The sequence below is a fragment of the Bradyrhizobium sp. AZCC 1578 genome (assembly GCF_036924675.1).
Taxonomy (GTDB): domain Bacteria; phylum Pseudomonadota; class Alphaproteobacteria; order Rhizobiales; family Xanthobacteraceae; genus Bradyrhizobium.
In genome coordinates this window covers 1,885,990-1,907,946 of sequence record NZ_JAZHRZ010000001.1, presented here as the reverse complement: position 1 = coordinate 1,907,946, position 21,957 = coordinate 1,885,990, and the positions used below count along the sequence as shown (strand labels likewise).

Annotated in this window: 19 protein-coding genes and 1 pseudogene; 13 read left to right on the top strand and 7 right to left on the bottom strand. The window is 63.2% G+C overall.

Going from position 1 to position 21,957, the window contains the following annotated elements:
* Positions 1-67 precede the first annotated feature (67 nt).
* The 3 genes and pseudogenes from V1290_RS09525 to V1290_RS09515 all read left to right on the top strand — a co-directional run.
* A complete protein-coding gene (locus V1290_RS09525; RefSeq protein WP_334364166.1) occupies positions 68-1,123 on the top strand; it encodes a sugar phosphate isomerase/epimerase family protein in 1,056 nt (351 codons plus the stop codon).
* A gap of 13 nt (positions 1,124-1,136) precedes the next feature.
* Positions 1,137-2,312 (top strand): Gfo/Idh/MocA family protein, encoded by a 1,176-nt coding sequence (locus V1290_RS09520; RefSeq protein ID WP_334364165.1) that lies wholly within the window; start codon positions 1,137-1,139, stop codon positions 2,310-2,312.
* Between the two features lie 116 nt (positions 2,313-2,428).
* Positions 2,429-2,515, top strand: a pseudogene (locus V1290_RS09515) (ribose-5-phosphate isomerase); the annotation flags it as partial.
* Here V1290_RS09515 and V1290_RS09510 read toward each other — a convergent pair.
* Positions 2,496-3,425: a LysR substrate-binding domain-containing protein gene (locus tag V1290_RS09510; RefSeq protein ID WP_334364164.1), complete on the bottom strand. Its 930-nt coding sequence runs from the start codon at positions 3,423-3,425 to the stop codon at positions 2,496-2,498. The pseudogene V1290_RS09515 and the gene V1290_RS09510 sit on opposite strands and share 20 nt — an antisense overlap.
* A gap of 258 nt (positions 3,426-3,683) precedes the next feature.
* Between V1290_RS09510 and V1290_RS09505 the strand changes: the two genes are divergently transcribed.
* The 9 genes from V1290_RS09505 (at position 3,684) to V1290_RS09465 (ending at position 11,933) form a co-directional block, all read left to right on the top strand.
* The gene (locus V1290_RS09505) at positions 3,684-4,718 is read left to right on the top strand and encodes an ABC transporter substrate-binding protein (RefSeq protein WP_334364163.1); all 1,035 of its coding nucleotides are present in this window, start codon (positions 3,684-3,686) and stop codon (positions 4,716-4,718) included.
* Positions 4,719-4,804: 86 nt separating this feature from the next.
* On the top strand, positions 4,805-5,848 hold the full coding sequence (locus V1290_RS09500) for an ABC transporter ATP-binding protein (protein ID WP_334364162.1): 1,044 nt from the start codon (positions 4,805-4,807) through the stop codon (positions 5,846-5,848).
* Positions 5,845-6,753, top strand: coding sequence for an ABC transporter permease (locus tag V1290_RS09495; protein WP_334364161.1), 909 nt, complete (start codon positions 5,845-5,847; stop codon positions 6,751-6,753). The genes V1290_RS09500 and V1290_RS09495 overlap by 4 nt, the downstream gene beginning before the upstream one ends.
* On the top strand, positions 6,750-7,556 hold the full coding sequence (locus V1290_RS09490; RefSeq protein ID WP_334364160.1) for an ABC transporter permease: 807 nt from the start codon (positions 6,750-6,752) through the stop codon (positions 7,554-7,556). The genes V1290_RS09495 and V1290_RS09490 overlap by 4 nt, the downstream gene beginning before the upstream one ends.
* Before the next feature lie 8 nt (positions 7,557-7,564).
* On the top strand, positions 7,565-8,704 hold the full coding sequence (locus V1290_RS09485; protein WP_334364159.1) for an NAD(P)/FAD-dependent oxidoreductase: 1,140 nt from the start codon (positions 7,565-7,567) through the stop codon (positions 8,702-8,704).
* A 34-nt stretch (positions 8,705-8,738) separates the two neighbouring features.
* The gene (locus V1290_RS09480; protein ID WP_065749465.1) at positions 8,739-9,035 is read left to right on the top strand and encodes a (2Fe-2S)-binding protein; all 297 of its coding nucleotides are present in this window, start codon (positions 8,739-8,741) and stop codon (positions 9,033-9,035) included.
* On the top strand, positions 9,032-10,450 hold the full coding sequence (locus tag V1290_RS09475) for an FAD-dependent oxidoreductase (RefSeq protein WP_334364158.1): 1,419 nt from the start codon (positions 9,032-9,034) through the stop codon (positions 10,448-10,450). Before V1290_RS09480 ends, V1290_RS09475 begins: the two co-directional genes overlap by 4 nt.
* The gene (locus tag V1290_RS09470; RefSeq protein ID WP_334364157.1) at positions 10,447-11,589 is read left to right on the top strand and encodes an NAD(P)/FAD-dependent oxidoreductase; all 1,143 of its coding nucleotides are present in this window, start codon (positions 10,447-10,449) and stop codon (positions 11,587-11,589) included. The genes V1290_RS09475 and V1290_RS09470 overlap by 4 nt, the downstream gene beginning before the upstream one ends.
* Complete coding sequence (locus V1290_RS09465) at positions 11,586-11,933, top strand: RidA family protein (RefSeq protein WP_334364156.1); 348 nt, start codon at positions 11,586-11,588, stop codon at positions 11,931-11,933. Before V1290_RS09470 ends, V1290_RS09465 begins: the two co-directional genes overlap by 4 nt.
* Before the next feature lie 143 nt (positions 11,934-12,076).
* Here V1290_RS09465 and V1290_RS09460 read toward each other — a convergent pair whose 3' ends face one another.
* The gene (locus tag V1290_RS09460; protein WP_334364155.1) at positions 12,077-14,800 is read right to left on the bottom strand and encodes a molybdopterin-dependent oxidoreductase; all 2,724 of its coding nucleotides are present in this window, start codon (positions 14,798-14,800) and stop codon (positions 12,077-12,079) included.
* Positions 14,797-15,618 carry an FAD binding domain-containing protein gene (locus V1290_RS09455; RefSeq protein WP_334364154.1) on the bottom strand — a complete coding sequence of 274 codons (822 nt, stop codon included), beginning with the start codon at positions 15,616-15,618 and terminating at the stop codon, positions 14,797-14,799. Before V1290_RS09455 ends, V1290_RS09460 begins: the two co-directional genes overlap by 4 nt.
* 142 nt (positions 15,619-15,760) lie before the next feature.
* Between V1290_RS09455 and V1290_RS09450 the strand changes: the two genes are divergently transcribed.
* Positions 15,761-17,110, top strand: coding sequence for an 8-oxoguanine deaminase (locus V1290_RS09450; RefSeq protein WP_334364153.1), 1,350 nt, complete (start codon positions 15,761-15,763; stop codon positions 17,108-17,110).
* Between the two features lie 49 nt (positions 17,111-17,159).
* Here V1290_RS09450 and V1290_RS09445 read toward each other — a convergent pair whose 3' ends face one another.
* The 4 genes from V1290_RS09445 to V1290_RS09430 all read right to left on the bottom strand — a co-directional run bounded on the left by V1290_RS09445 (position 17,160) and on the right by V1290_RS09430 (position 21,866).
* Positions 17,160-18,239: a BMP family ABC transporter substrate-binding protein gene (locus V1290_RS09445; RefSeq protein ID WP_334364152.1), complete on the bottom strand. Its 1,080-nt coding sequence runs from the start codon at positions 18,237-18,239 to the stop codon at positions 17,160-17,162.
* A gap of 76 nt (positions 18,240-18,315) precedes the next feature.
* Positions 18,316-19,233, bottom strand: coding sequence for an ABC transporter permease (locus V1290_RS09440; RefSeq protein WP_334364151.1), 918 nt, complete (start codon positions 19,231-19,233; stop codon positions 18,316-18,318).
* The gene (locus tag V1290_RS09435) at positions 19,220-20,311 is read right to left on the bottom strand and encodes an ABC transporter permease (RefSeq protein ID WP_334364150.1); all 1,092 of its coding nucleotides are present in this window, start codon (positions 20,309-20,311) and stop codon (positions 19,220-19,222) included. Before V1290_RS09435 ends, V1290_RS09440 begins: the two co-directional genes overlap by 14 nt.
* Positions 20,295-21,866 (bottom strand): ABC transporter ATP-binding protein, encoded by a 1,572-nt coding sequence (locus tag V1290_RS09430; RefSeq protein WP_334364149.1) that lies wholly within the window; start codon positions 21,864-21,866, stop codon positions 20,295-20,297. Before V1290_RS09430 ends, V1290_RS09435 begins: the two co-directional genes overlap by 17 nt.
* Positions 21,867-21,957 lie beyond the last annotated feature (91 nt).

Here is a 21,957-nt window from a genome sequence, read left to right as displayed (position 1 = left end):
CTACGGTGGGATATCGGGCTCAGCGGGCACGCGCTGCTGCGGCGTCCAGAGGAGAAGGAAGCGCTTGATGAAGATGATCAAGGGACCGGCGATATTCCTCGCTCAGTTCACTGCCGACGCGGCGCCGTTCAACTCCTTCGAATCTATCTGCGGATGGGCCGCCTCGCTCGGCTACGAGGGAATTCAGATCCCGAGCTGGGATGGACGACTCTTCGACCTCAACAAGGCCTCAGAGTCCCAGGACTATGCCGATGAGGTGAAGGGGATCGCAGCCGGTCACGGCCTTTCCATCACCGAACTCTCGACGCATCTCCAGGGCCAGCTCGTCGCCGTTCATCCGGCCTATGACGCAGCATTCGACGGCTTCGCCGTGCCGGAGGTGCGCGGCAATCCCAAGGCGCGCACCGAGTGGGCCGTTGCCCAGGTCAAGCGCGCAATCCGCGCCTCAGGGCGCCTCGGGCTCACGGCGCACGCGACCTTCTCCGGCGCATTGGCCTGGCCCTATGTCTATCCCTGGCCGCAGCGTCCGGCCGGCCTCGTCGAGGCCGCCTTTGACGAGCTCGCCAGGCGCTGGCGGCCGATCCTTGATTATGCGGAGGAGCACGGCATTGATGTCGCTTATGAGATCCATCCAGGCGAGGACCTGCACGACGGCGTCTCCTATGAGATGTTTCTCGAGCGGGTGAATGGCCACACGCACGCGAACCTGCTCTACGACCCGTCGCACTTCCTGCTACAGCAGCTCAACTATCTCGACTTCATCGATATCTATCACCAACGCATCAAGGCCTTCCACGTCAAGGACGCGGAGTTCAACCCGACGGGCCGCCAGGGTGTCTATGGCGGGTTCCAGAGCTGGGTCGATCGAGCTGGCCGCTTCCGCTCACTGGGCGATGGCCAAGTAGATTTCGGCGCGATCTTCTCGAAGCTCACGCAGTACGATTACGGCGGCTGGGCGGTGATGGAATGGGAATGCGCGCTGAAGCATCCTGAGCAAGGCGCGCGCGAGGGCGCCGAATTTATCAAAAGACATATCATTCGGGTCACGGAGAAGGCCTTCGACGATTTCGCAGGCTCCGGCACCGACGACCAGATGAACCGCAAGATGCTCGGCATCTCCTGAGCGAGGAAGAAGAATGACGATTGAGGCAAACAGCGAAACTGGCGGCCATGGTCGTATTCGGCTAGGCATGGTTGGCGGCGGCCAGGCATCTTTCATTGGCGCCGTCCACCGCATTGCCGCGCGTATCGACGACCAGTTCGAGTTGACAGCCGGCGCGTTGGCGTCGGATCCGGTCCGAGCCAAGGCCTCGGCGAAGGAGCTCGGTATCGCCAACGACCGCGCCTATGGCTCTTTCGAAGAGATGGCGAGGGCGGAAGCCGCGCGCCCGGACGGCATCGAGGTGGTCTCGATCGTAACCCCCAACCACATGCACAGCCCGGTTGCCAGGGCCTTCCTTGAAGCCGGCATCCACGTCATCTGCGACAAACCGCTGACGACGACCGTCGCCGAGGCCGAGGAACTGGTGGCGCTGGTCAGGAAGACGGGCAAGGTCTTCGTCGTGACTCACAACTACACGGGCTATCCAATGGTACGACAGGCCCGCGCCATGGTTGCGAACGGCGATCTCGGCAAGATCCGGCTCGTCCAGGCAGAATATCTGCAGGATTGGCTGACGGAGCGATTAGAGGCAAGCGGCCACAAGCAGGCCGCGTGGCGCACGGACCCGACCCGATCCGGGGCTGGCGGGTGCATCGGCGACATCGGCACCCACGCCTACAATCTCGCCTGCTTCGTCACTGGACTTGAGCTCGACGAACTGCTCGCTCAGCTCTCGACCTTCGTCGGCGGCCGGCGTCTCGATGACGACGTCCAGATCCTCCTCAAGTGGAAGGGAGGTGCCAGAGGTATGCTTTGGGCAAGCCAGGTCGCGGTCGGCAATGAGAACGGCCTGACGCTGCGCGTCTATGGGACCAAGGGCGGACTCGAATGGGTACAGGAAAATCCGAACCATCTCTGGTTCACCCGCTATGGGCAGCCCAAGCAACTCCTGACCCGCGGCGGTGCCGGCGCCTTGGTCGAGGCGGGCCGTCTCACCCGCGTGCCATCGGGGCATCCCGAGGGTTACCTTGAGGGGTTCGCAACAATCTATACTGAGGCAGCGCGCGCTATCCGCGCAGCACAGGCCGGCAAACCGCCCGATCCGGCGGTGATTTTCCCGACTGTCGCGGATGGCCTCGCCGGCGTGAAGTTCATCGAAGCTGCGGTGAACTCATCCGCAAGCAATGGCGCCTGGGTTCGGATCACGTAAATGCCGACGTGGCTGCCATGCTGATTTTGGCTGAACGTCAAGAACGGTAAACTCGACGTATCTACAAGAAATTCCACGGGATCGAGCTGCCGGCCGACATGCGTGGTTGAACGAAGGCGTCGTACCTGTCGGCCGAATTCTCAACGGACGAGGATTTCCGCCGGCGGGTCGAAAAGCTTCGCGTCATGGATGAACAGGGCTGAGGCCGGACATGGGCCCGTCAATATCGTCGAGCGCCTGCCGCATGGCCTCCACCAGATCCAACGCGACTGGCGAGGGGCTGCGCTGCGGCGGAAAAACAGCAGCGAACTCGAAATCGATCCGCGGCGTGAAGCGGCGCGCGATGACGCCGCGGCTTTCGAATTCTCGCGCCGTGAATGGATCGCAGATCGCCACGCCAACTCCGGATGACACCAACCCGCACATGATCTCAGACAGGCTGGTTTCGACCCGAAGGACACGGCGGACATCGTCGCGATTGAAGGCTTGGTCGATCAGATGCCGGCCTGTCGACCCGGTCGTCAGCGACACGAAGGTCTCGCCCTCGAAATCGCGCGGCTCCAGCATCGCCTTGGCCGCGAGTCGGTGTCCTTCGGGCAGAACTGCAACGCGAGGGGGCGCTGGCAACCGCACGATCGACAGGCCCACATGGGCGATAGGTACCTCTGCGAAGCCGATGTCGCATTGGTTGTTCAATACCCAGTCGACCACAATCGGTGAGATCACGCCAAAGAACGCCAAGTTGAGGTTCGGCCGCTCCCTCAGAAACCGCCCGGCGAGTCTTGGCAGGTAGCCGTTGGACAACGCCGGCAAGGCGGCGATCCGAAGCGTGCCGGTTCGGCGGCTGCGGATTTCTTCGGCTGCTGCAGTGATCCGTTCGAGACCGACGAAGGAACGCTCGACTTCCATGTAGAGTGCCGTGGCGGCTGCCGTCGGCACAAGTCCGGTGCCACGCTTTTCGAACAGCTTCATTTTGAGTAGCGCCTGGAAGTCGCGCAAGAGGCGGCTCACCGCCGGCTGCGTCACAGCCATGAGCGCCGCCGCGTCCGTGACGCTGCCCGTCAGCATTGTCGCTCGGAAGGCCTCGACCTGCCGCGAGTTGATGCGCGCCATCCCCGCTCCATTCATAACATTCCAGTATGAAGATGGTGCCATTATTAATTGGACGGCGAAAGCGGGGATTGCGATCTTTTTCAGCAAGACTCGAGGCGGCTCATTTTTTGAGCAGGGTCGGGCAATCCGAGGCGAGGCGGTCCGTCGATCCCGACGAACGGGCACATCCGTCTCGGGGAGGATGCCAGTCAGAATGCGCGCCAGATGTCAGGTCGTCGGTACGTCACGTCGCAACCACGCAATTCGGAGCTCGTCCACATGAAGCATCTCGGCCTTTTGACAGCGGTCAGCATCGCGGCCCTGGCCTCGGTCCCGTCGCCGGTTTCGGCGCAGCAGAAGACGCTGTATGTCGCCGGATACGGCGGCTCCTTCGAAAAAACGATCCGGGACGCCGTGGTCCCTGCCTTTGAGCAGGCCCACGGCGTGAAGGTCGAATACGTTGCCGGCAACTCGACGGATACGCTTGCCAAATTGCAGGCCCAGAAGGGCAACCAACAGATCGACGTGGCCATCGTCGATGACGGTCCGATGTATCAGGCGATTCAGCTTGGCTTCTGCAGCAAGATCGAAGGCCTACCCGCCGATCTCTATGATGCCGCCCGCTTCAAGGATGACCAGGCGGTTGCCATTGGGCTGGTCGCGACCGGTTTGATGTACAACACCAAGATCTTCGCCGAGAAGGGCTGGGCGCCGCCTACCTCCTGGAACGATCTCAAAGATCCGAAATACCAGAAGCAACTGGTCATTCCGCCGATCAACAACACCTATGGTCTGGAAGCTCTCCTGATGCTCGCCAGGATGAACGGCGGCAGCGAAGCCAACGTCGACGATGGGTTCAAGATCTTCAAGAATGACATCAATCCGAATGTGCTGGCCTACGAGCCCTCGCCAGGCAAGATGACCGAGCTGTTCCAGTCAGGCCAAGCCGTGTTGGCCGTGTGGGGCACAGGCCGGGTCCAAAGTTTCGCGAACACCGGCTTTCCTGTCGACTTCGTGTATCCCAAGGAAGGCGCCGCCACGCTCCTCGCGAGCGCGTGTCCGGTCGCCAAGCCCAACGCTTCACCGCTCGCCGCGACATTCGTCAAGACACTTCTCGACCCGAAACTGCAGCTCGTCCTGTTGAAGGACTACGGCTACGGCCCGGTGCTGAAGTCTCTGGTCGTTCCGCCGGAGCTCGGCAAAATGGCGCCGATCGGCGAGCGCGCGGCGAAGCTCTATACGCCCGACTGGACCATTATCAACGAGAAACGCGAGGAATGGACCAAGCGGTGGAATCGCGAGGTTGAGCGCTGAACCAGGCGGGCCGACGGGATTTCGCTTCAGCAGCCGAGAACGCCACTGACCGCGTATCGGCGTCGGCCACACCAGGATCCGAATCCATGTACTTTCTCGAGCTCGACCGTGTCGCGAAGCAGTTCGGCCCGCAGACCGTCGTGGACGACTTCAGTCTTGCCGTGGGCAAGGGCGAGTTCATCTCCCTACTCGGTCCCTCGGGTTGCGGAAAGACCACCACGCTGCAGATGATCGCAGGCTTCCTGGATCCCTCGCGCGGCGCGATCCGGCTCGAGGGCCGCGACCTCACCGCAGTCCATCCGGCCAAGCGTGGCCTCGGCATCGTATTTCAGAGCTACGCGCTGTTTCCGCACATGACCGCGGCAGAGAACGTATCTTTTGGACTCGAGATGCGACGCGTGCCGAAGGCTGATCGCAGCGAGCGAGTCCGCACCGCCCTCGCGATGGTCGGGCTCGCCGGCTTCGAGGATCGTTATCCGCGACGCATGTCGGGTGGCCAGCAGCAGCGCGTGGCGCTCGCCCGCGCGCTGGTGATCCGGCCGAGCGTGTTGCTCCTCGACGAGCCGCTGTCGAATCTCGACGCCAAGCTGCGCGAGGAGATGCAGATCGAATTGCGCCAGATCCAGCGCAACCTGGGCACCACCACGATCCTCGTCACCCACGACCAGATCGAGGCGATGTCGCTCTCCGATCGTATTGTGGTGATGAGCCAGGGCCGCATCGAGCAGATCGGCACGCCGCAGGAGACTTATGAGCGGCCCGTGTCGGCCTTCGTGTCTCAGTTCCTTGGCAAGACCAACGATTTCGCCGCGACGATCGACCGGACCGCCGCTCCGGCGCGGCTGGTTGCCGGCTCCTGGAGCGCGCCCGCGCCCGCTGGTGTCGCCGGCTCGGTGACGGTCAGCATTCGCCCCGAGCGAATTGGCTTCGGCGACACGGGGCTCGCAGCGAAGATCATCACCCGCATCTTCCAGGGCAATCACTGGCTGTTCCAGTGCGAGACCGAATCTGGTCCTGCGATTGTGATCCGCCAGAATGACGGTCAACCGCAACCCGCCGAGGGCGAGGCCGTCCGGCTTGCCTGGCGGCCGGAAGACATGAGCCTGCGCACCGCCGGAGGCGCCAAATGAGCACGGCTCCCGACACGTCTGTCTTGACCACAGGACCATCGACCGATGAACGCGCCGCGCGCGCCCCTTGGGCGCTGACCGCGCCCGCGCTGATGCTGTTCATCGGCATCCTTGTGATCCCGCTCGCGATGACCGTGATGCTCTCGTTCCATGATTGGGGCCAATACAAGGGCATTGAGCCGGTTCTCATCTTGAAAAACTGGCACGAGATCGCAACCGATCCCTACTATGCGGAAATGTTCTGGCGCACCTTCCGCGTCGCGCTGCTCGCGACGCTGATCACCGCCGTGTTCGGCGCGCCGGAAGCCTATATCCTCAACCGCATGAGCGGACGTTGGAAGAGCTTCTTTCTGCTCGTCATCCTCGGCCCGCTATTGATCTCCGTGGTCGCACGCACGCTCGGGTGGGCGCTTCTGTTCGGCGGCAACAACGGCCTCGTCAACAAGTTCTTGATGTCGCTCGGGCTGATCGGCTCGCCACTGCCCTTCATGTTCACCGAGACCGGCATGGTCGTAGCGCTTGCCCATGTGATGATGCCATTCATGGTGTTGTCGGTCTGGGCCGCATTGCAGCGCCTCGATCCGCAAATCGAAAACGCCGCGTTGTCGCTTGGCGCCAGCCCGCTCACCATCATCCGCCGCATCGTCCTGCCGCAGATCATGCCCGGCGTGCTGTCGGGGGCGATTATCGTGTTCTCGCTGTCGGCCAGTGCCTTTGCCACGCCGGCGATCATCGGCGGACGTCGGCTCAAGGTCGCGGCGACGCTGGCGTATGACGAGTTTCTCAATACGCTGAACTGGCCGCTCGGGGCGGCAGTCGCCGTGCTGCTCCTCATGGCGCTCGTGCTGATCGTCGTCGGTAGCAACGCGCTGATCGAGCGGCGCTACGCCGAGGTATTCCGATGAGGACAAATGGCCCGATCTCTCTTGTGTTCCACACGGTATTCGTCGTCTTCATGCTGGCGCCGATCGTGGTGGTCTGCCTCGTTGCCTTTACGCCCGATGGCTTCCTGTCGCTGCCAACCAACGGCTTCTCGCTGCGCTGGTTCAGGGCGATCGCCAGCTATCCCGAATTTGTTCACGCCTTCTGGGTGAGCCTCGGACTCGGCGCGCTGTCGTCGTTCGTGGCGCTCCTCTTCGCGGTGCCGGCGGCGCTCGCCATCGCCCGCTACCGCTTCCTCGGCCGCGATGCGCTCGCGGCGCTATTCCTTTCACCGCTGATGATTCCCCATGTCGTGCTCGGCATCGCCTTCCTCCGCTTCTTCACGTCGATCGGCATCGGCGGCAGTTTCGCGGCGCTCATCATTGCCCATGTCTTGGTGGTGTTTCCGTTCGCGCTCCGGCTGACGCTGGCTGCGGCGACCGGCATGGACCGCTCGGTCGAGATGGCGGCGCTCTCGCTCGGCGCGAACGATTGGACACTGTTCCGCCGCGTGACTCTGCCCTTGATCCTCCCTGGCGTCGTCAGCGGCTGGGCGCTCGCCTTCATCCAGTCCTTCGATGATCTGACCATGACCGTCTTCCTTGCCACGCCCGGCACCGAGACGCTGCCGGTCCGCATGTTCCTTTACATCCAGGACAACATCGATCCGCTGGTAACCTCCGTCTCCGCCAGCGTCATCGCAATCACCATGACAGCTCTGGTGCTGCTCGACCGCTTCTACGGACTCGATCGTGTGCTCGCCGGCAAGAGCGACGCAGGGCGATAGGAGAAGCCATGTCAAAGGATTACGACGTCGCTGTCGTCGGCGGCGGTCTGCTCGGTTCCGCCATCTCTTGGGGTCTTGGCCGGCTCGGCAAGAAGGTCGCCGTCCTCGACGAGGACGATATCGCCAAGCGTGCCTCGCGGGCCAATTTCGCGCTCATCTGGGTGCAGAGCAAAGGCCTCGGCATGCCGGCCTACACCGGCTGGACCGTCCGCGCCTCCGAGACATGGCCAGCGCTTGCCGCTGAATTGAAGGAGCAGACTGGTCTCGACGTTGCCCTGCAGCAGAATGGTGGCTTTCACCTAACACTCGGTGAGCACGAATTCGAGCAGCGCGCTCAACTCGTCACGCGCATGCATAACCAGGTGGGGGCGGCCGATTACCGGATGGAGATGCTGTCGGCGTCCGAAGTGAAAAAGATGCTGCCTCTCGTCGGCCCCGAAGTCTCCGGCGGCAGTTTCTGTCCGCTTGACGGGCACGTGAATTCGCTGCGCACCTTCCGCGCTTTCCATACCGGCCTAAGACTGTTTGGTGTCGATTATCTTCCCGAGCGACCGGTTGCAGCGATAACCCGCGCCGGCGGCGAATTCCACCTGTCGACGCCGCAGGGCGATATCCGTGCAGCGAAAGTCGTGCTCGCCGCCGGCAACGCCAACCAGACACTGGCGCCGATGGTCGGGCTGTCAGCGCCGATGGGCCCGACCCGTGGTCAGATCGTGGTCACCGAGCGCACAGTGCCGTTCCTCCCGCATCCGCTGACTACGATCCGCCAGACCGACGAGGGGACGGTGATGATCGGGGACAGCAAGGAAGAGCAACTCGACGACCGCGTGCTGAACCATTCCGTCAGTGCTGTCATGGCGGATCGCGCGCAGCGCATGTTTCCTCACCTTGCCCGCCTCAACGTGGTGCGGAGTTGGTCCGGTATCCGCGTGATGCCGCAGGACGGTTTCCCGATCTACGACCAGTCGGAGAGCCAGCCGGGCGCTTTCGTCGCCTGTTGCCATTCCGGCGTAACGCTCGCGTCCAATCACGCGTTCGAGATTGCCCGGATGGTCGCCGAGGATGCGCTCGACGCGGAACTCGTCGGCGCCTTCTCGGCCCGGCGCTTCGTCGAAGACCGCGCTGCGACCGGCAGTGGCTATTACTGAAATCGACATGGCTCGAAGGGGCCAGGAGACATCAATGTTCAAGCGATCCGATCAGGACACCAGAAGACCCCTGCAGATCTTCGTCGACGGGACCGCAGTCGAGGCGCGAGAGGGCGACACGGTGTCCGCAGCGCTGCTTGCCTCCGGCCGCGACGCCCGCCGCGCTACCGCGGTCAGCGGCGCGCCGCGGCTACCCTATTGCATGATGGGCGTGTGCTTCGACTGCCTCGTCACGATCGATGGCGTCGGCAACCGCCAAGGCTGCCTAGTGCCGGTCGCCGAGGGGATGCAGATTGAAATCCAGAAAGGCAAGCGGGAGATCGGGCGATGAGAGCGACCCCCAAGCGCGATAGCTACGACATCGTGGTGATCGGGGCCGGGCCTGCTGGTCTCGCCGCCACCGTGTTCGCAGCAGAGGCCGGCCTGTCGACCCTGCTGCTTGATGAGAACCCCGGTCCCGGCGGCCAGGTCTGGCGCGCTATCTCATCAACTCCAGTAGTGGAGCGCGAGCAACTGGGCGCAGACTATTGGGCGGGCGCGGACCTCGTCCAGGCGGTGCAGTCGAGCGGTGCCGAAATCATCCATCGCGCGACCGTCTGGAGCCTTGACCGCAACCTCGAAGTCGGTGTCTCCGTGGGCGGCGCGTCGGCCTTCATAAAGGCGGGTCGCGTGATCCTGGCGACGGGCGCGCTGGAGCGGCCGTATCCCATTCCGGGCTGGACGCTCCCGGGGGTGATGACTGCCGGCGCCGCGCAGACGATGCTGAAGTCTTCAGGTCTCGTGCCTGACGGGCGCACGGTTATTGCCGGGCAGGGACCATTGCTTTGGCTGCTCGCGGCGCAGATCCTGCGCCTTGGCGGCCGCATCGACCGCATCCTCGATACAACCGAGCGCCGGAACTATCTCGCCGCGCTGCCCCATGCCTTCGCCTTCATGACCTCACCCTATTTCGCGAAGGGACTAGCGATGATGAGGGAAGTGCGGGCGAAAGTGCGCGTCGTGACCGGCGTCAACGAACTTTCTGCTGAGGGGGATGGCCAGCTTGCAACCGTCACCTATGCGGCAGGCGACCGACGTGAAACGATTCCCGCCGGGTTGCTTTTGCTGCATCAAGGCGTGGTACCCAACGTCAATCTCGCCATGGCAGCCGGAATCGAGCATCGCTGGGATGACGGGCAGCTCTGCTGGTCGCCGGTGCTCGACGACAAAGGTAACACGTCGGTCGAGGGCATCGCCATCGCCGGTGACGGCGCCGGGATCGCTGGCATGGAAGCTGCCGTCTTCCGGGGCCGTATCGCAGCAAGAGCCGCAGTTCAAACTCTGGCGCCCGAGGAGGCGGCAAAGCTCGCACCCATGGCTACGCTCAGGACCAATCTGGCTCGCGCCGAGCGCGGGCGCGTCTTTCTCGACACGTTGTTCAGGCCCGCGCGGCAGTTCCGTATTCCTTCGGGCGACACGATCGTCTGCCGCTGCGAGGAAGTCACTGCCAACGACATTCTCGACGCCGTCGCAATCGGCGCGACGGGTCCAAATCAGCTCAAGGCCTATCGCCGCACCGGCATGGGCCCGTGTCAGGGGCGGCTCTGCGGGCTCACGGTCACCGAACTCATGGCCGAGGCCCGCGGCAAGAGTCCGCAGGAGATCGGCTACTATCGGCTGCGTGCACCCGTAAAGCCGATCACGCTGTCGGAATTGGCGGCCGTGGCGAAGACAGAGGCCGACGTGAACGCCGTGGTGCGGGGATGACCAGGCTTGTGGATGCTATCGTCGTCGGCGGCGGCATCCACGGATGTTCGACTGCACTTCACCTGAGTCTCGCCGGGATGAAGCCGGTGCTGATCGAGAAGGACTATGCTGGCCGCCACGCGTCGGGGGTGAATGCCGGCGGCGTCCGTCAGCTCGCAAGGCATGTCGCCGAAATTCCGCTCTCGATCCGTTCCATGGGCATATGGGAGGGGATCGGCGAGCTGGTTGATGATAGCTGCGGATTCGAAAGCCACGGCCAGGTGTTGGTCGCCGAGAACGACGCCGAATTCGATGCTTGCCGCGCGCGCGTCGCCGAGCTGAACGCGCTCGGCTTCACCCACGAGGAACTTATCGATCGGCCGGAGCTGCGACGGCTGGTGCCGGCCGTTGCCGAAACCTGCCCTGGCGGCGTCGTGTCCCGGCGCGACGGCGCAGCCGAACCCGCGCGCACCACCACTGTCTTCCGCCGCAAGGCGGCAGCTCAGGGCGCAACCGTCCGCGAAGGCGTAGCGGCGACCAATATCCGAAAGCAGGACGGCCTGTGGCGGGTTGATGTCGGCACCGACACCTATGCGGCGCCGGTGCTCGTCAACGCCGCCGGGGCGTGGGCCGGCCGTATTGCCGCGGCACTTGGCGAGCCGGTGCCGGTGGAGACCGTGGCGCCGATGCTGATGATCACCTCGCGCGTGCCGCATTTCATCGATCCGGTGGTGATCCTGCGCGGACGCAAACTCTCCTTCAAGCAGTTTGCCAACGGCACAGTCCTGATCGGCGGCGGCCATTTGGCAGCGGCGGACCAGGATCGAAACGAGACCGTACTGGACTGGCGCAGTCTTGCGGTCAGTGCCGGCACCGTCTTCGATCTCTTTCCAGCCATGCGGAGCGCATCGATCGTTCGCGCCTGGGCCGGCATCGAGGCAAGGACGCGCGACGATCTGCCTGTTCTGGGTCCGAGCGTGCGCCACACGGGGCTCTACCACCAGTTCGGTTTCTCGCTGCATGGCTTCCAACTCGGCCCCGGCGCCGGCGCTGTCATGGCCGAGCTGATTGTCAACGGCGGCACCCAGACCCGGATCAGCGAACTGGGCATCGACCGTTTCTTTTCCTTCAATCCCGCAAACGAAGATGAGACATTATGAGCATCATCCGCAACATCCGCACGCCAATCATGCATCGCGCCATCGAGGCCAACGGTTTTGTGTTCGTCGGCGGGACAATCGCCGACGACACCAGCGCCTCAATGGGCGAGCAGACCCGCAACATCCTTGGCAAGATTGCTGGCTACTTGAAGGAAGCAGGAACGGACTCGTCCCGCATTGTAAGTGCCTCGATCTTCGTGACGGATCTGTCGAAGAAAAAGGAAATGGACGCGGCCTGGACCGAGTTCTTCGCCGACAACCTGCCGGCGCGAGCAACAGTAGGTGTGGCCGATCTCGGCGGCGGTGCCTTGATTGAAGTGGTGGTCACCGCCCTAAAGAGTTAAGACCAGCGCGCGTGTATTAGGAGGAGTTCATTCCCATCGGCAAGGTATCTCACACGTTAGACGTGGCTTGCCGTAGCTAGCTCAAACTTCCCGGTACTGATCGTGGCCGATCGTCGAATGCACGGTAGGACCGGGATAGAGGGCTAGCTTCCATACTTCTCGTACAGGAGCGGATGCAGCCGGTCGGGCTTTAACGGAACGTCGACAAAGCGAATGCCGGTGGCGTTGGCAATGGCGTTACCGAGTGCGGCTGCCACCGGATTGTAGGGGCTTTCGCTCATCGATTTCGCGCCCATTGGTCCCAGCGCGTCCGACGTGTCCGCAAACACCACTTCGGTGCGGGGAATGTCGGCAAAGGACGGCAAGTGGTAATCGCGGAACCTGGGATTAACGACGCGGCCGCCTTCGTCGATTACCATTTCCTCATAAAGCGTCGCCCCAAGCGATTGCGCGACGCCGCCTTCGATCTGTCCGCGGCACTGCATCGGGTTGGCGACGTTGCCGGCATCGGCGGCATGCACGCTTTTCAGAATTTTGATCTCTCCGGTGGCTTTATTTACTGCGACACGGAAGCCTTGGACATTGAAGGTGACCGACCGCGGTGTGCCCGCCGAGCTGCCGACTGCTGTGAAGGTCTTGCCGAGCGCCTGGGCTGAAGCGGCTATCTCGGCGTAGGACGTGCGGCGGCCAGCGCAGACTGTCGCGTCACCGTCGAGCGAACACGCATCCGCCTTTTCGCCGATCAGGGATGCTGTGAAGTTCTTCAGCTGGTCGGCCAGCGCCTCGGCCGCCGCCTGCGTGGCGCGCCCAGCGACGAAGGTACCGGCGCTGCCGTATGCGCCGGTGTCGTGGCCGCCATGGGCGGTGTCGGATTGTCGGAGGTGAATACGCTCGAGCGTCGTCGCCAACGCAGTGGCCGCGATCTGCAAATGCACGGTTGAGGTGCCGTTGCCGAATTCCGCTGTTCCGACCGTGAGGTCAAAGCCGCCGTCTGCGCGCAGCGACATTGTCGAGTCGGCGAAATGGCCGGCTGGTGGCACGGTATCGATCATGGTCAGCGCAATGCCATCACCGGTCAGCCATTCGGCGGGAAGCACAGGTTTCGGCGTTTCCGCGGCCATCGCGCGCTCGACCAGGTCAAGGCATTGGTCAAGGCCGTAAGAGCCATACATCACATCGTGATATTTCGAGCCCGGCGGCGACAGCATGGGATCTCCGGGTTTGACCACATTGCGACGGCGCATGTCGAAAGGACTGATGCCGAGCTGTTTTGCCAGTTCGTCGATCGCGGCTTCCACCGCAATCAAAGCCTGCGGCAAGCCGTAACCACGGAAAGCGCCAGAGGGAACCGTATTGGTATAGGCGGCGACGGCGTCGACCTTCTTGTTCGGGCAGTTATAGACGCCCAGCGACTCAGCGACGGAATGAAACAGCACCGGGCCGGCATGATTGCCATAGGCCCCGGTGTTGGAAAGCACGTCGAGCTGCAGCGCCGTCAGCTTGCCGTCCTTGTCGGCGCCCGCTTTGACGGTGACGCGCATCGGATGGCGCGTCGAAGTCGAGGTGAACTGTTCCTCGCGGGTGAGTTCGAACTTGACCGGCCGTCCGGTCTTGAGCGCCGCCAGCGCCAGAATGTCCTCGACGAACATTTCCTGCTTGCCGCCAAAGCCTCCGCCGACGCGTTCGCAAAACACCCGGACCTTGTCGGACGGCAGATTGAAGAGGTCCGCCAGCGTGCGCCGCGTCAGGAACGGCACCTGCGTGCTCGAGCGAACGGTGAGGACACCATCGGCATCGATCCAGGCAAGGCCGCCGTGGGTCTCGAGCGCGGCGTGCTGGACCCGCTGGGTGGTAAACGTGCCTTCGTAAGTTACCGCCGCCTCTGCCAGCGCTTTGGCGACATCGCCGAATTCTCCTTGGGTTTCCGCAACGATATTGCGTTGGGCGTTGGTGACGCGATGCTCTGCTGTCTTGTCGCCATGGAGCACCGGCGCACCCGGCGCAATCGCCGCAACGGGATCGACTACCGCGGGCAGGATCTCATAGGCGACCCTCAAGCGCCGACATCCTTCCTCGGCGGCGGTCTCGGTGTCGGCGATGACAGCCGCGACCTTCTGGCCGATGAAGCGGACGACATTGTCGAGCACGCGGGTATCGTCCGGGTCCATCCAGTCCCACTCGTGCCGCGCGGTAGAGAACAGGCGATCCGGAGCGTCCTCGAAGGTCAGCACCGTATGGACGCCGGGGATGGAGAGCGCCGCGCTCGCGTCGATCGAGATGATTTTCGCGTGCGGATGTGGCGAGCGGAGCATCTTGATGTGCAGCAGGCCTTCAATCTGCGTGTCGAAGGTATAGCGCGCCGCGCCGCGTACGATCTGCGGGCCGGCGGGCGCGGGAAGGCTGCGGCCAAATGCGTGACCTGCGGCGGCGTCTTCGATATTGATCTTACCGTTGAGCGCATCCTCGATCGGCCGATAGCCGGTGCAGCGGCAGATGTTTCCTTTCAGCGAAGCACCGAGATCCTGACGCTGCGCCTGGTTTAGCGATGCGCAGGTCAGGATCATGCCCGCGGTGCAGAACCCGCACTGAAAGCCCTGCGCGTCGAGAAATGCTTGCTGCATGGGATGAACGTGACCTTCCGGCGCAAGGCCCTCGATGGTCGTGATTGCATGGCCATCGGCACGGAAGGCTGGGATCAGGCAGCTATGCACGGGCTCGCCGTCGAGCAGCACGGTGCAGGCGCCGCAGTCGCCGGCATCGCAGCCCTTCTTGACGCCGAAATGACCGAGCTCGCGCAAGAACGTCCGCAGACACTGTCCGAGCCGCGGGGATTGCGAGAACGACTTGCCATTGATCTCGAAACTCATGGCAATGCCTGCAATTCGCGACGGATCTCTTCGGCTAGCCGCAGGGTCATGTGCTTGCGCCACTCGGGCTTGCCGTGAACGTCGGCATGGTAGAGGTCGTCGGGGATGCGTTGCAGGATCTTGTTGCGCAGCTCTTCCGCTGTCGGAATCCGGTCAAAGGAAAGCGGGACGGGTCTGGCGGTGGACGCCGTGACCGTCAGCGCCAACGCGCCCTCGTTGCTGACACTGCCGATCAGCAACGCCGCTGACCGGCCAACCGGCGTCAGCGATATCTGGCGAAGTGCCGAACGCCGCCTCAACGCCGCGAGCGGGATATCGATCTGTCGCAGCAGATCGCCGGGCCCGAGCAAATTGCGCCCGTCGCCGGTGACGAAATCGGCCACCGCAATCCTGCGTTCGCCACCGTCAGCCAGCCAGATCGTGCAGACGCCGTCGAGCGCCGATGTCAGCGAGATCATGGGCCCCGCCGGCAGCGACATGCAGATATTGCCGCCGACAGTCGCAGTCTTCCATATCTTGAAGGAGGCGACAAACGCCCGGCAGCATTGGCTGACGAGGGGTGAGGCGACCCACTCCGGTGGGCAGGCCAACGCATCGAGCTGTGCGACCGTGCAGGTCGCCGAGATCGACAGCCCGGCCGCGCTGACGGTCAGCGCCGGCCATTTTAGGTCGGTGAGATCGATCAGCCGGCGCAGATGGGCCTGCGGTTCGGAGAACAGCCAGGTTCCGCCCGCAAGCCAAGCGTCGCCTGCCGTCCAAACGGGCAATTGATCCCGCCTCTTAGGATGCGCAACCGCGGTAATGGTGTTCAGGTCCATGGATACGCTAACGCTTTCAAGAGGATGCATCTCCGATTATGAAGTCTTGCAAGACCAGCGCCAATTGCCAATGCCATTGGGACGGACTTTGCAGTGTAGAAGCGGGCGTTTGCTGAGGCGCTCGTTGGAAGAGGGTGGGATCATGGACCAAGCGCAGGCGAGCTGGATCAGGGACCCTCTCGCCATTCTGGCCGAGGGCGCCGAACGCGGCATTGTGGTTCGCGGCGGCAGGATCGTCGAGTTGGTGCCGCGCGGCCGGGAACCGGCAACGACCAATACTTCCGCGTTTGACGCGGGCGCGCACGTCGTGCTGCCGGGCCTGATCAATACCCATCATCATTTTTACCAGACGTTGACCCGGGCGCTGCCGGCGGCGCTCAATCGCGAACTGTTCCCCTGGTTGCAGGCGCTATATCCGGTCTGGGCGCGGCTGACACCGGAATTCCTTCACCTCGGCGCCACCGTGGCGATGTCCGAATTGCTGCTGTCGGGATGCACCACCACCACCGATCATCATTACGTCTTTCCGGCCGGGCTCGAGGACGCCATCGATATCGAAGTCGCCGCCGCCCGGCGGCTGGGCATCCGCGTGCTGCTGACGCGCGGCTCGATGAACCGGTCGCAGCGGAACGGCGGCCTGCCGCCGGACAGCGTAGTGCAGGACGAAGATACAATTTTGGCCGACAGTGAACGCGTGGTGACAAAGCATCACCAGCGCGGCGAGGATGCGATGGTGCAGATCGCGCTGGCGCCATGCTCGCCGTTCTCGGTAACGACCTCATTGATGCGTGCAACCGCGGCACTGGCGGACAGGTTCGACGTTCGCCTGCATACGCATCTCGCCGAAACCGAGGACGAGAACAGATTCTGCGAGCAGATGCATGGCTGCCGTCCGCTGGACTATCTCGAGCAATGTGGCTGGCTCAGTGCGCGGACCTGGCTGGCGCACGGCATCTTCTTCAATCCGGACGAGATGAAACGGCTGGGTCTGGCTAAGGCGGCCATCAGCCATTGCGCCTGCAGCAATCAGATCCTGGCATCCGGCTGTTGTCCGGTCTGCGAGATGGAGGAGGCGGGGGTTTCGATTGGCCTCGGCGTCGACGGTTCGGCATCGAATGACGAGTCCAACCTGATGCAGGAAGTCCGCGCCGCGTTCCTGTTGCAGCGGGCGCGCTATGGCGTCGAGCGCGTCAGCCACAAGGACGCGTTGCGCTGGGCCACCAAGGGATCGGCGGCCTGCGTCGGCCGTCCCGAGCTCGGCGAGATCGCAGTTGGGAAAGCCGCCGATCTCGCGCTGTTCAAGCTCGATGAATTGCGCTTCTCCGGCCATGGCGATCCCTTGGCCGCGCTGGTTCTCTGCGGCGCGCATCGCGCCGATCGGGTCATGGTCGGCGGAAACTGGGTGGTGGTCGACGGCACCGTCCCGGGACTTGATGTGCCCGATCTGATCCGTCGCCACAGCGCCGCGGCGCGCGCGATGCACGCGGGATGAGGGACCGGCGTTGCGCCGCCGGGCCCCTCTGTTTGCCGGCTTTCCTGCCTTACTTGCCGGGAATCTTGTCGTCGATGCCCTTCACGTAGAAGTTCATGCCCAGGATCTGGCCGTCATCGAGGTGAGTGCCGCCTTTGCACTCCACCTCCTTGCCGTCCTGTGCGATCACCGGACACTTGAAAGCGTGCAGCTTGCCTTCCGTGATAGCGGCTTCGGTTTCCATCGCGAGCTTCTTCACGTCGTCAGGCATGTTGGTGTAGGGCGCCATAACGACCATTTTCGTCTTCAGGCCGCCCCAGTAGTCTTCCGACTTCCAGGTGCCGTCGAGTTCGGCCCTGACCCGCGCGATATAATAGGGTCCCCAATTGTTCATGATCGAGGTGAGCTGCGACTTCGGTCCGAACTTGATCATCTCGGAATCCTGGCCGAACGCCAGCTTGCCGCGTTCCGACGCGATCTGCATCGGTGCCGGGCTGTCGGTGTGCTGCATGACGATGTCGGCGCCCTGATCCAGCAGCGCCTTGGCCGCGTCGGCTTCCTTGCCGGGATCGAACCAGGTGTTCGCCCAGATGATCTTGACCTTGATGTTGGGGTTGATCGTTTGCGCGCCCAGCATCGTGGCGTTGATGCCCGAGATGACCTCCGGGATCGGGAACGAAGCGATGTAGCCGAGCACGCCGGCCTTCGACATCTTGGCGGCGATGATGCCCTGGATATAGCGGCCCTCATAGAACCGGCCGGAATAGGTCGACACGTTCTTGTCGCGCTTGTAGCCGGTCGCGTGCTCAAAATGCACGTTGGGATATTTCCTGGCGACCTTCAGCGTCGGGTCCATGTAACCGAATGACGTGGTGAAGATCAGCTTGTTGCCGGCGCGCGCCAGCTGCTCGATCGAGCGTTCCGAGTCCGGGCCCTCGCTGACATTTTCCAGATAGGTCGTTTCGACCTTGTCGCCGAATTCCTTGACCATGGCCAGGCGGCCCAAATCGTGCTGGTAGGTCCAGCCTAGATCGCCGACCGGACCGAGATAGATGAAGCCGACTTTGAGCTTCTCGGCGGCGGAAGCACCGACCATGCTTGCGCTGGCGGCGAGCATTACCGCCGTGGTCGCGATGAGAATTTTTCTCATGGGTTTCTCCGGTTAGTAAGGGGTGGCCAGTTACTCCCGAAGCGCGCACGCCCCGTCGCGCGCGCTTCGGATATGTCTATCGGTCGGGCACGAAAATCGTGCCCAGGGAGGCGGGTGCAGTCGAGCCCCCGGTTCGCGCCCGCGAAATCAGAACCAGGACGATGATCGTCGCGAGATACGGCAATGCCGACATGAATTGCGATGGAATGCCGACACCCCAGCCCTGCGCGTGAAGCTGCAGGATGGTGACGGCGCCGAACAGGTACGCGCCGATCACGAGACGGGCCGGTCGCCATGACGAAAACACGACCAACGCGAGCGCTATCCAGCCGCGGCCGGCCGTCATGCCCGGGATGAAGAACGGCGTGTAGGCGAGGGGAAGATACGCGCCAGCCAGCCCCGCGCATGCGCCGCCGAACATAACGGCCAGCATCCGTATCCGAAGCACCGGATATCCCAGCGCATGCGCCGAAACATGATTGTCGCCGACGGCCCGCAGTACCAATCCGGCCCGCGTCCGGTACAGGAACAGCCAGACGCCGACAACCAGCGCCAGTGAGAAATAGACGAATGCGTCCTCGCCGAACAGAATCCGCCCGACCAGTGGAATGTCGGTGAAGCCCGGGATGTGAAGATGCGGAGCCGTCGTTATCCGTTCGCCGACGAAACGGGCGCCAATCAGGCCGGACAGCCCGACGCCAAGGATCGTCAGCGCGAGACCCGTCGCCACCTGGTTGACCGCCAGGCCCAACGCCATCATCGCGAAGATCAGCGAGAGCAACGTGCCGGCGGCGATCCCGCAAAGGGCGCCAATCATGGTTGAGCCGGTGAGCCAGGCGCCGCCGAACCCGCAAGCCGCTCCCACGATCATCATGCCCTCAACGCCGAGATTGAGGACGCCGGCCCGCTCCGTCACCAGTTCGCCGGTGGCGGCGATCAGCAGCGGCGTCGATGCCGCGAGCACGGCAAGGATGATTGCTTCAAGCAGCCCCACGGGACACCTTTGGCGTAGGCAAAATCAATCGGAACCGATACAGAATGAGGGAGTCGCAGGCGAGCACGTAGAACAGCAGAATCCCCTGAAATACCTTGGTTACGTCAAGCGGGATTTTCATTGCGATCTGGGCCTGCTCGCCGCCAATGAAGGTGAGTGCGAGGAAAAGGCCTGCAATTAGTATTCCAACTGGGTTCAGTCGCCCCAGAAACGCGACGATGATCGCGGTGAAGCCGTAGCCGGGCGAGATGCCGGGCCGGAGATTTCCGACTGGACCGGCCACCTCGATAATTCCGGCCAAACCTGCCAGCGCGCCTGACATCGCGAAGGTCAGAAGGACCAACTGGTTGGACTTGAAACCGCCGAAACGCGCGGCGCGCGGGGCGGCGCCGATGACGCGGATTTCGAAGCCCTTGATGGTTTTCCCGAGCAGCACCACGCCGGCCGCCACGACAATGAGCGCGATGACCGCGCCGAGGTGCAGGCGGCCGCCCTCAATCAGGACCGGCACCGTCGCGACCGGATCGAATTCGGCGGTGGTTGGAAAGTTGAAGCCAGCGGGATCCCGCCACGGACCGCGCACGAGATAATCGAGAAGGAGGTCGGCGACATAAACCAGCATCAGGCTGGTCAGGATCTCGCTGGCGCCGAACCTGACCTTGCAGATCGCCGGGATCAGCGCATAAAGCGCGCCGCCTGCTGCGCCGAGCAGGAGCATCGCCGGCAGCACCCAATGGCCGGCGTCGGTGCCGTGCGTCTTCACCGCAAGCCAGCTTCCGGCGACGGCGCCGATCAGGAATTGGCCTTCGGCGCCGATGTTCCAGGCATTGGCGAGATAGCAGAGTGAGAGGCCGATCGCGATCATCACCAGCGGAGTAGCCTTCACCGCGATCTCCTGCAGCGAATATCCGTCCGTGAGCGGATCGATGAAGTAAACGCCGAGCGCGGAGATCGGATTCTTTCCAAGGATCGCAAAGAGGATGCTCATGGTCGCGAGCGTGAGGCCAATGGCGATCAACGGCGAAACCAGCGCGATCGTGTTTGATCGTTCGGCGCGCCTTTCAAGCACCAGTTGCATGCGCCGCGTCCTTTTGCTCGATACTGCTTCCGCCCATCAACAAGCCGAGTTCCTCGCGGCTGGCATCGTGAGTGGCCACCGGCTCCGACAAACGGCCATGGAACATCACGGCGATGCGGTCGGTGATTTCGGCGAGTTCGTCGAGGTCCTGGCTCGTGACCAGAACGGCGGCGCCGCCGGCGGCGAGGTCGAGCAGCGCCTGCCGAATTACGGCGGTGGCGCCCGCGTCGACGCCCCAGGTCGGTTGATTCACGACGAGCACGGCAGGATTACGCAGGATTTCCCGGCCGACGATGAATTTTTGCAAATTGCCGCCCGAGAGAGTGGCAGCTTCCGGATCGCGCTTGGCCTTGCGCACGTCGAAGGCCTCAGTGGTGCGATCAACGGTTCGGAGCATTGCGGCGGTTTTCACAAAACCATGCTGAACCATGTTGCTCGCGGCATGCCCGGTCAGCAATGCATTCTCGGACAATTTCATGCGTGGCGCTGTGCCGTGACCGAGCCGCTCTTCGGGCACGAACGCCGCGCCGAGCCGGCGCCGCCGCGTGATCGAAAGGTGACCGGCGGCAGTTCCGTCGATCACAACTGTGCCGGGGTCCTGCGCCAGCCGTTCCCCTGACAGGGCGGCGAAAAGCTCGTCCTGACCATTGCCGGCGACGCCGGCAATGCCCAGGATTTCACCACCTTTGAGTTCGAAGGAGATGTGCTGGAGCTGGATGCCGTGCGGATCGTCGGGCTCGAGGCTGAGGTCGTTGACCACGAGGCGCGGCACCGTGATCTTGCGGTTGGCAGCCGGCTTCACTTCCTTGATCTCGCCGCCAACCATCATGCGGGCGAGCGAAGCCGCGGTTTCCATCCTGGGATTGCAGGTCGAGATCTTCTTGCCGCCGCGCAGGATCGTGGCGGTGTCGCATAGCCGCTTCACCTCTTCGAGCTTGTGGCTGATGTAGAGGATGGCGCGGCCCTCGGCTTTGAGGCGCTCGAGCACAGTGAAGAGCTGGTCGGCCTCCTGCGGAGTCAGTACCGCGGTCGGCTCATCGAGGATCAGGAATTTCGGATACTGCATCAGTGCTCGAACGATTTCGATGCGCTGACGCTCGCCAACCGACAATTGCCAGACCTCGCGCTTGGGATCGAGCGGGAGCCCGTAAACACGGGATACTTCCTCAAGGCGCGCCGACATGTCCTTGAAGGATTCTCTGCCGTCGAGACCCAACGCAACATTTTCGGCGACGGTGAGATTGTCGAACAGCGAGAAATGCTGGAACACCATGCCGATGCCGCGCACGCGCGCTTCCGATGGTCCGGAGAGAACCATAGCCTCGCCTTGCCAGCGCATTTCGCCACCGGTCGGCCGGATCAATCCGTAGATGATCTTCACCAGGGTGGATTTTCCCGCGCCGTTCTCGCCGAGCAGGGCGTGGATCTGTTGCGGCCAGATATCGATGTCGATTCGGTCGTTCGCCAGGAAGTCACCGTAGCGCTTGGTCAAACCAACTGCCTGAAGCAGAGGTTTAGCGTCGGTGTGCTGCGAGTCAGTCGTAGAGTCCTGCATTCGTCGTCACGCATAAGAGGAAAGGATGCCTCGATATTGGGCTAGTTTGGACCCGCGCGTAAGTGGGGAAAACGCGTCAGCCCCGGCATAA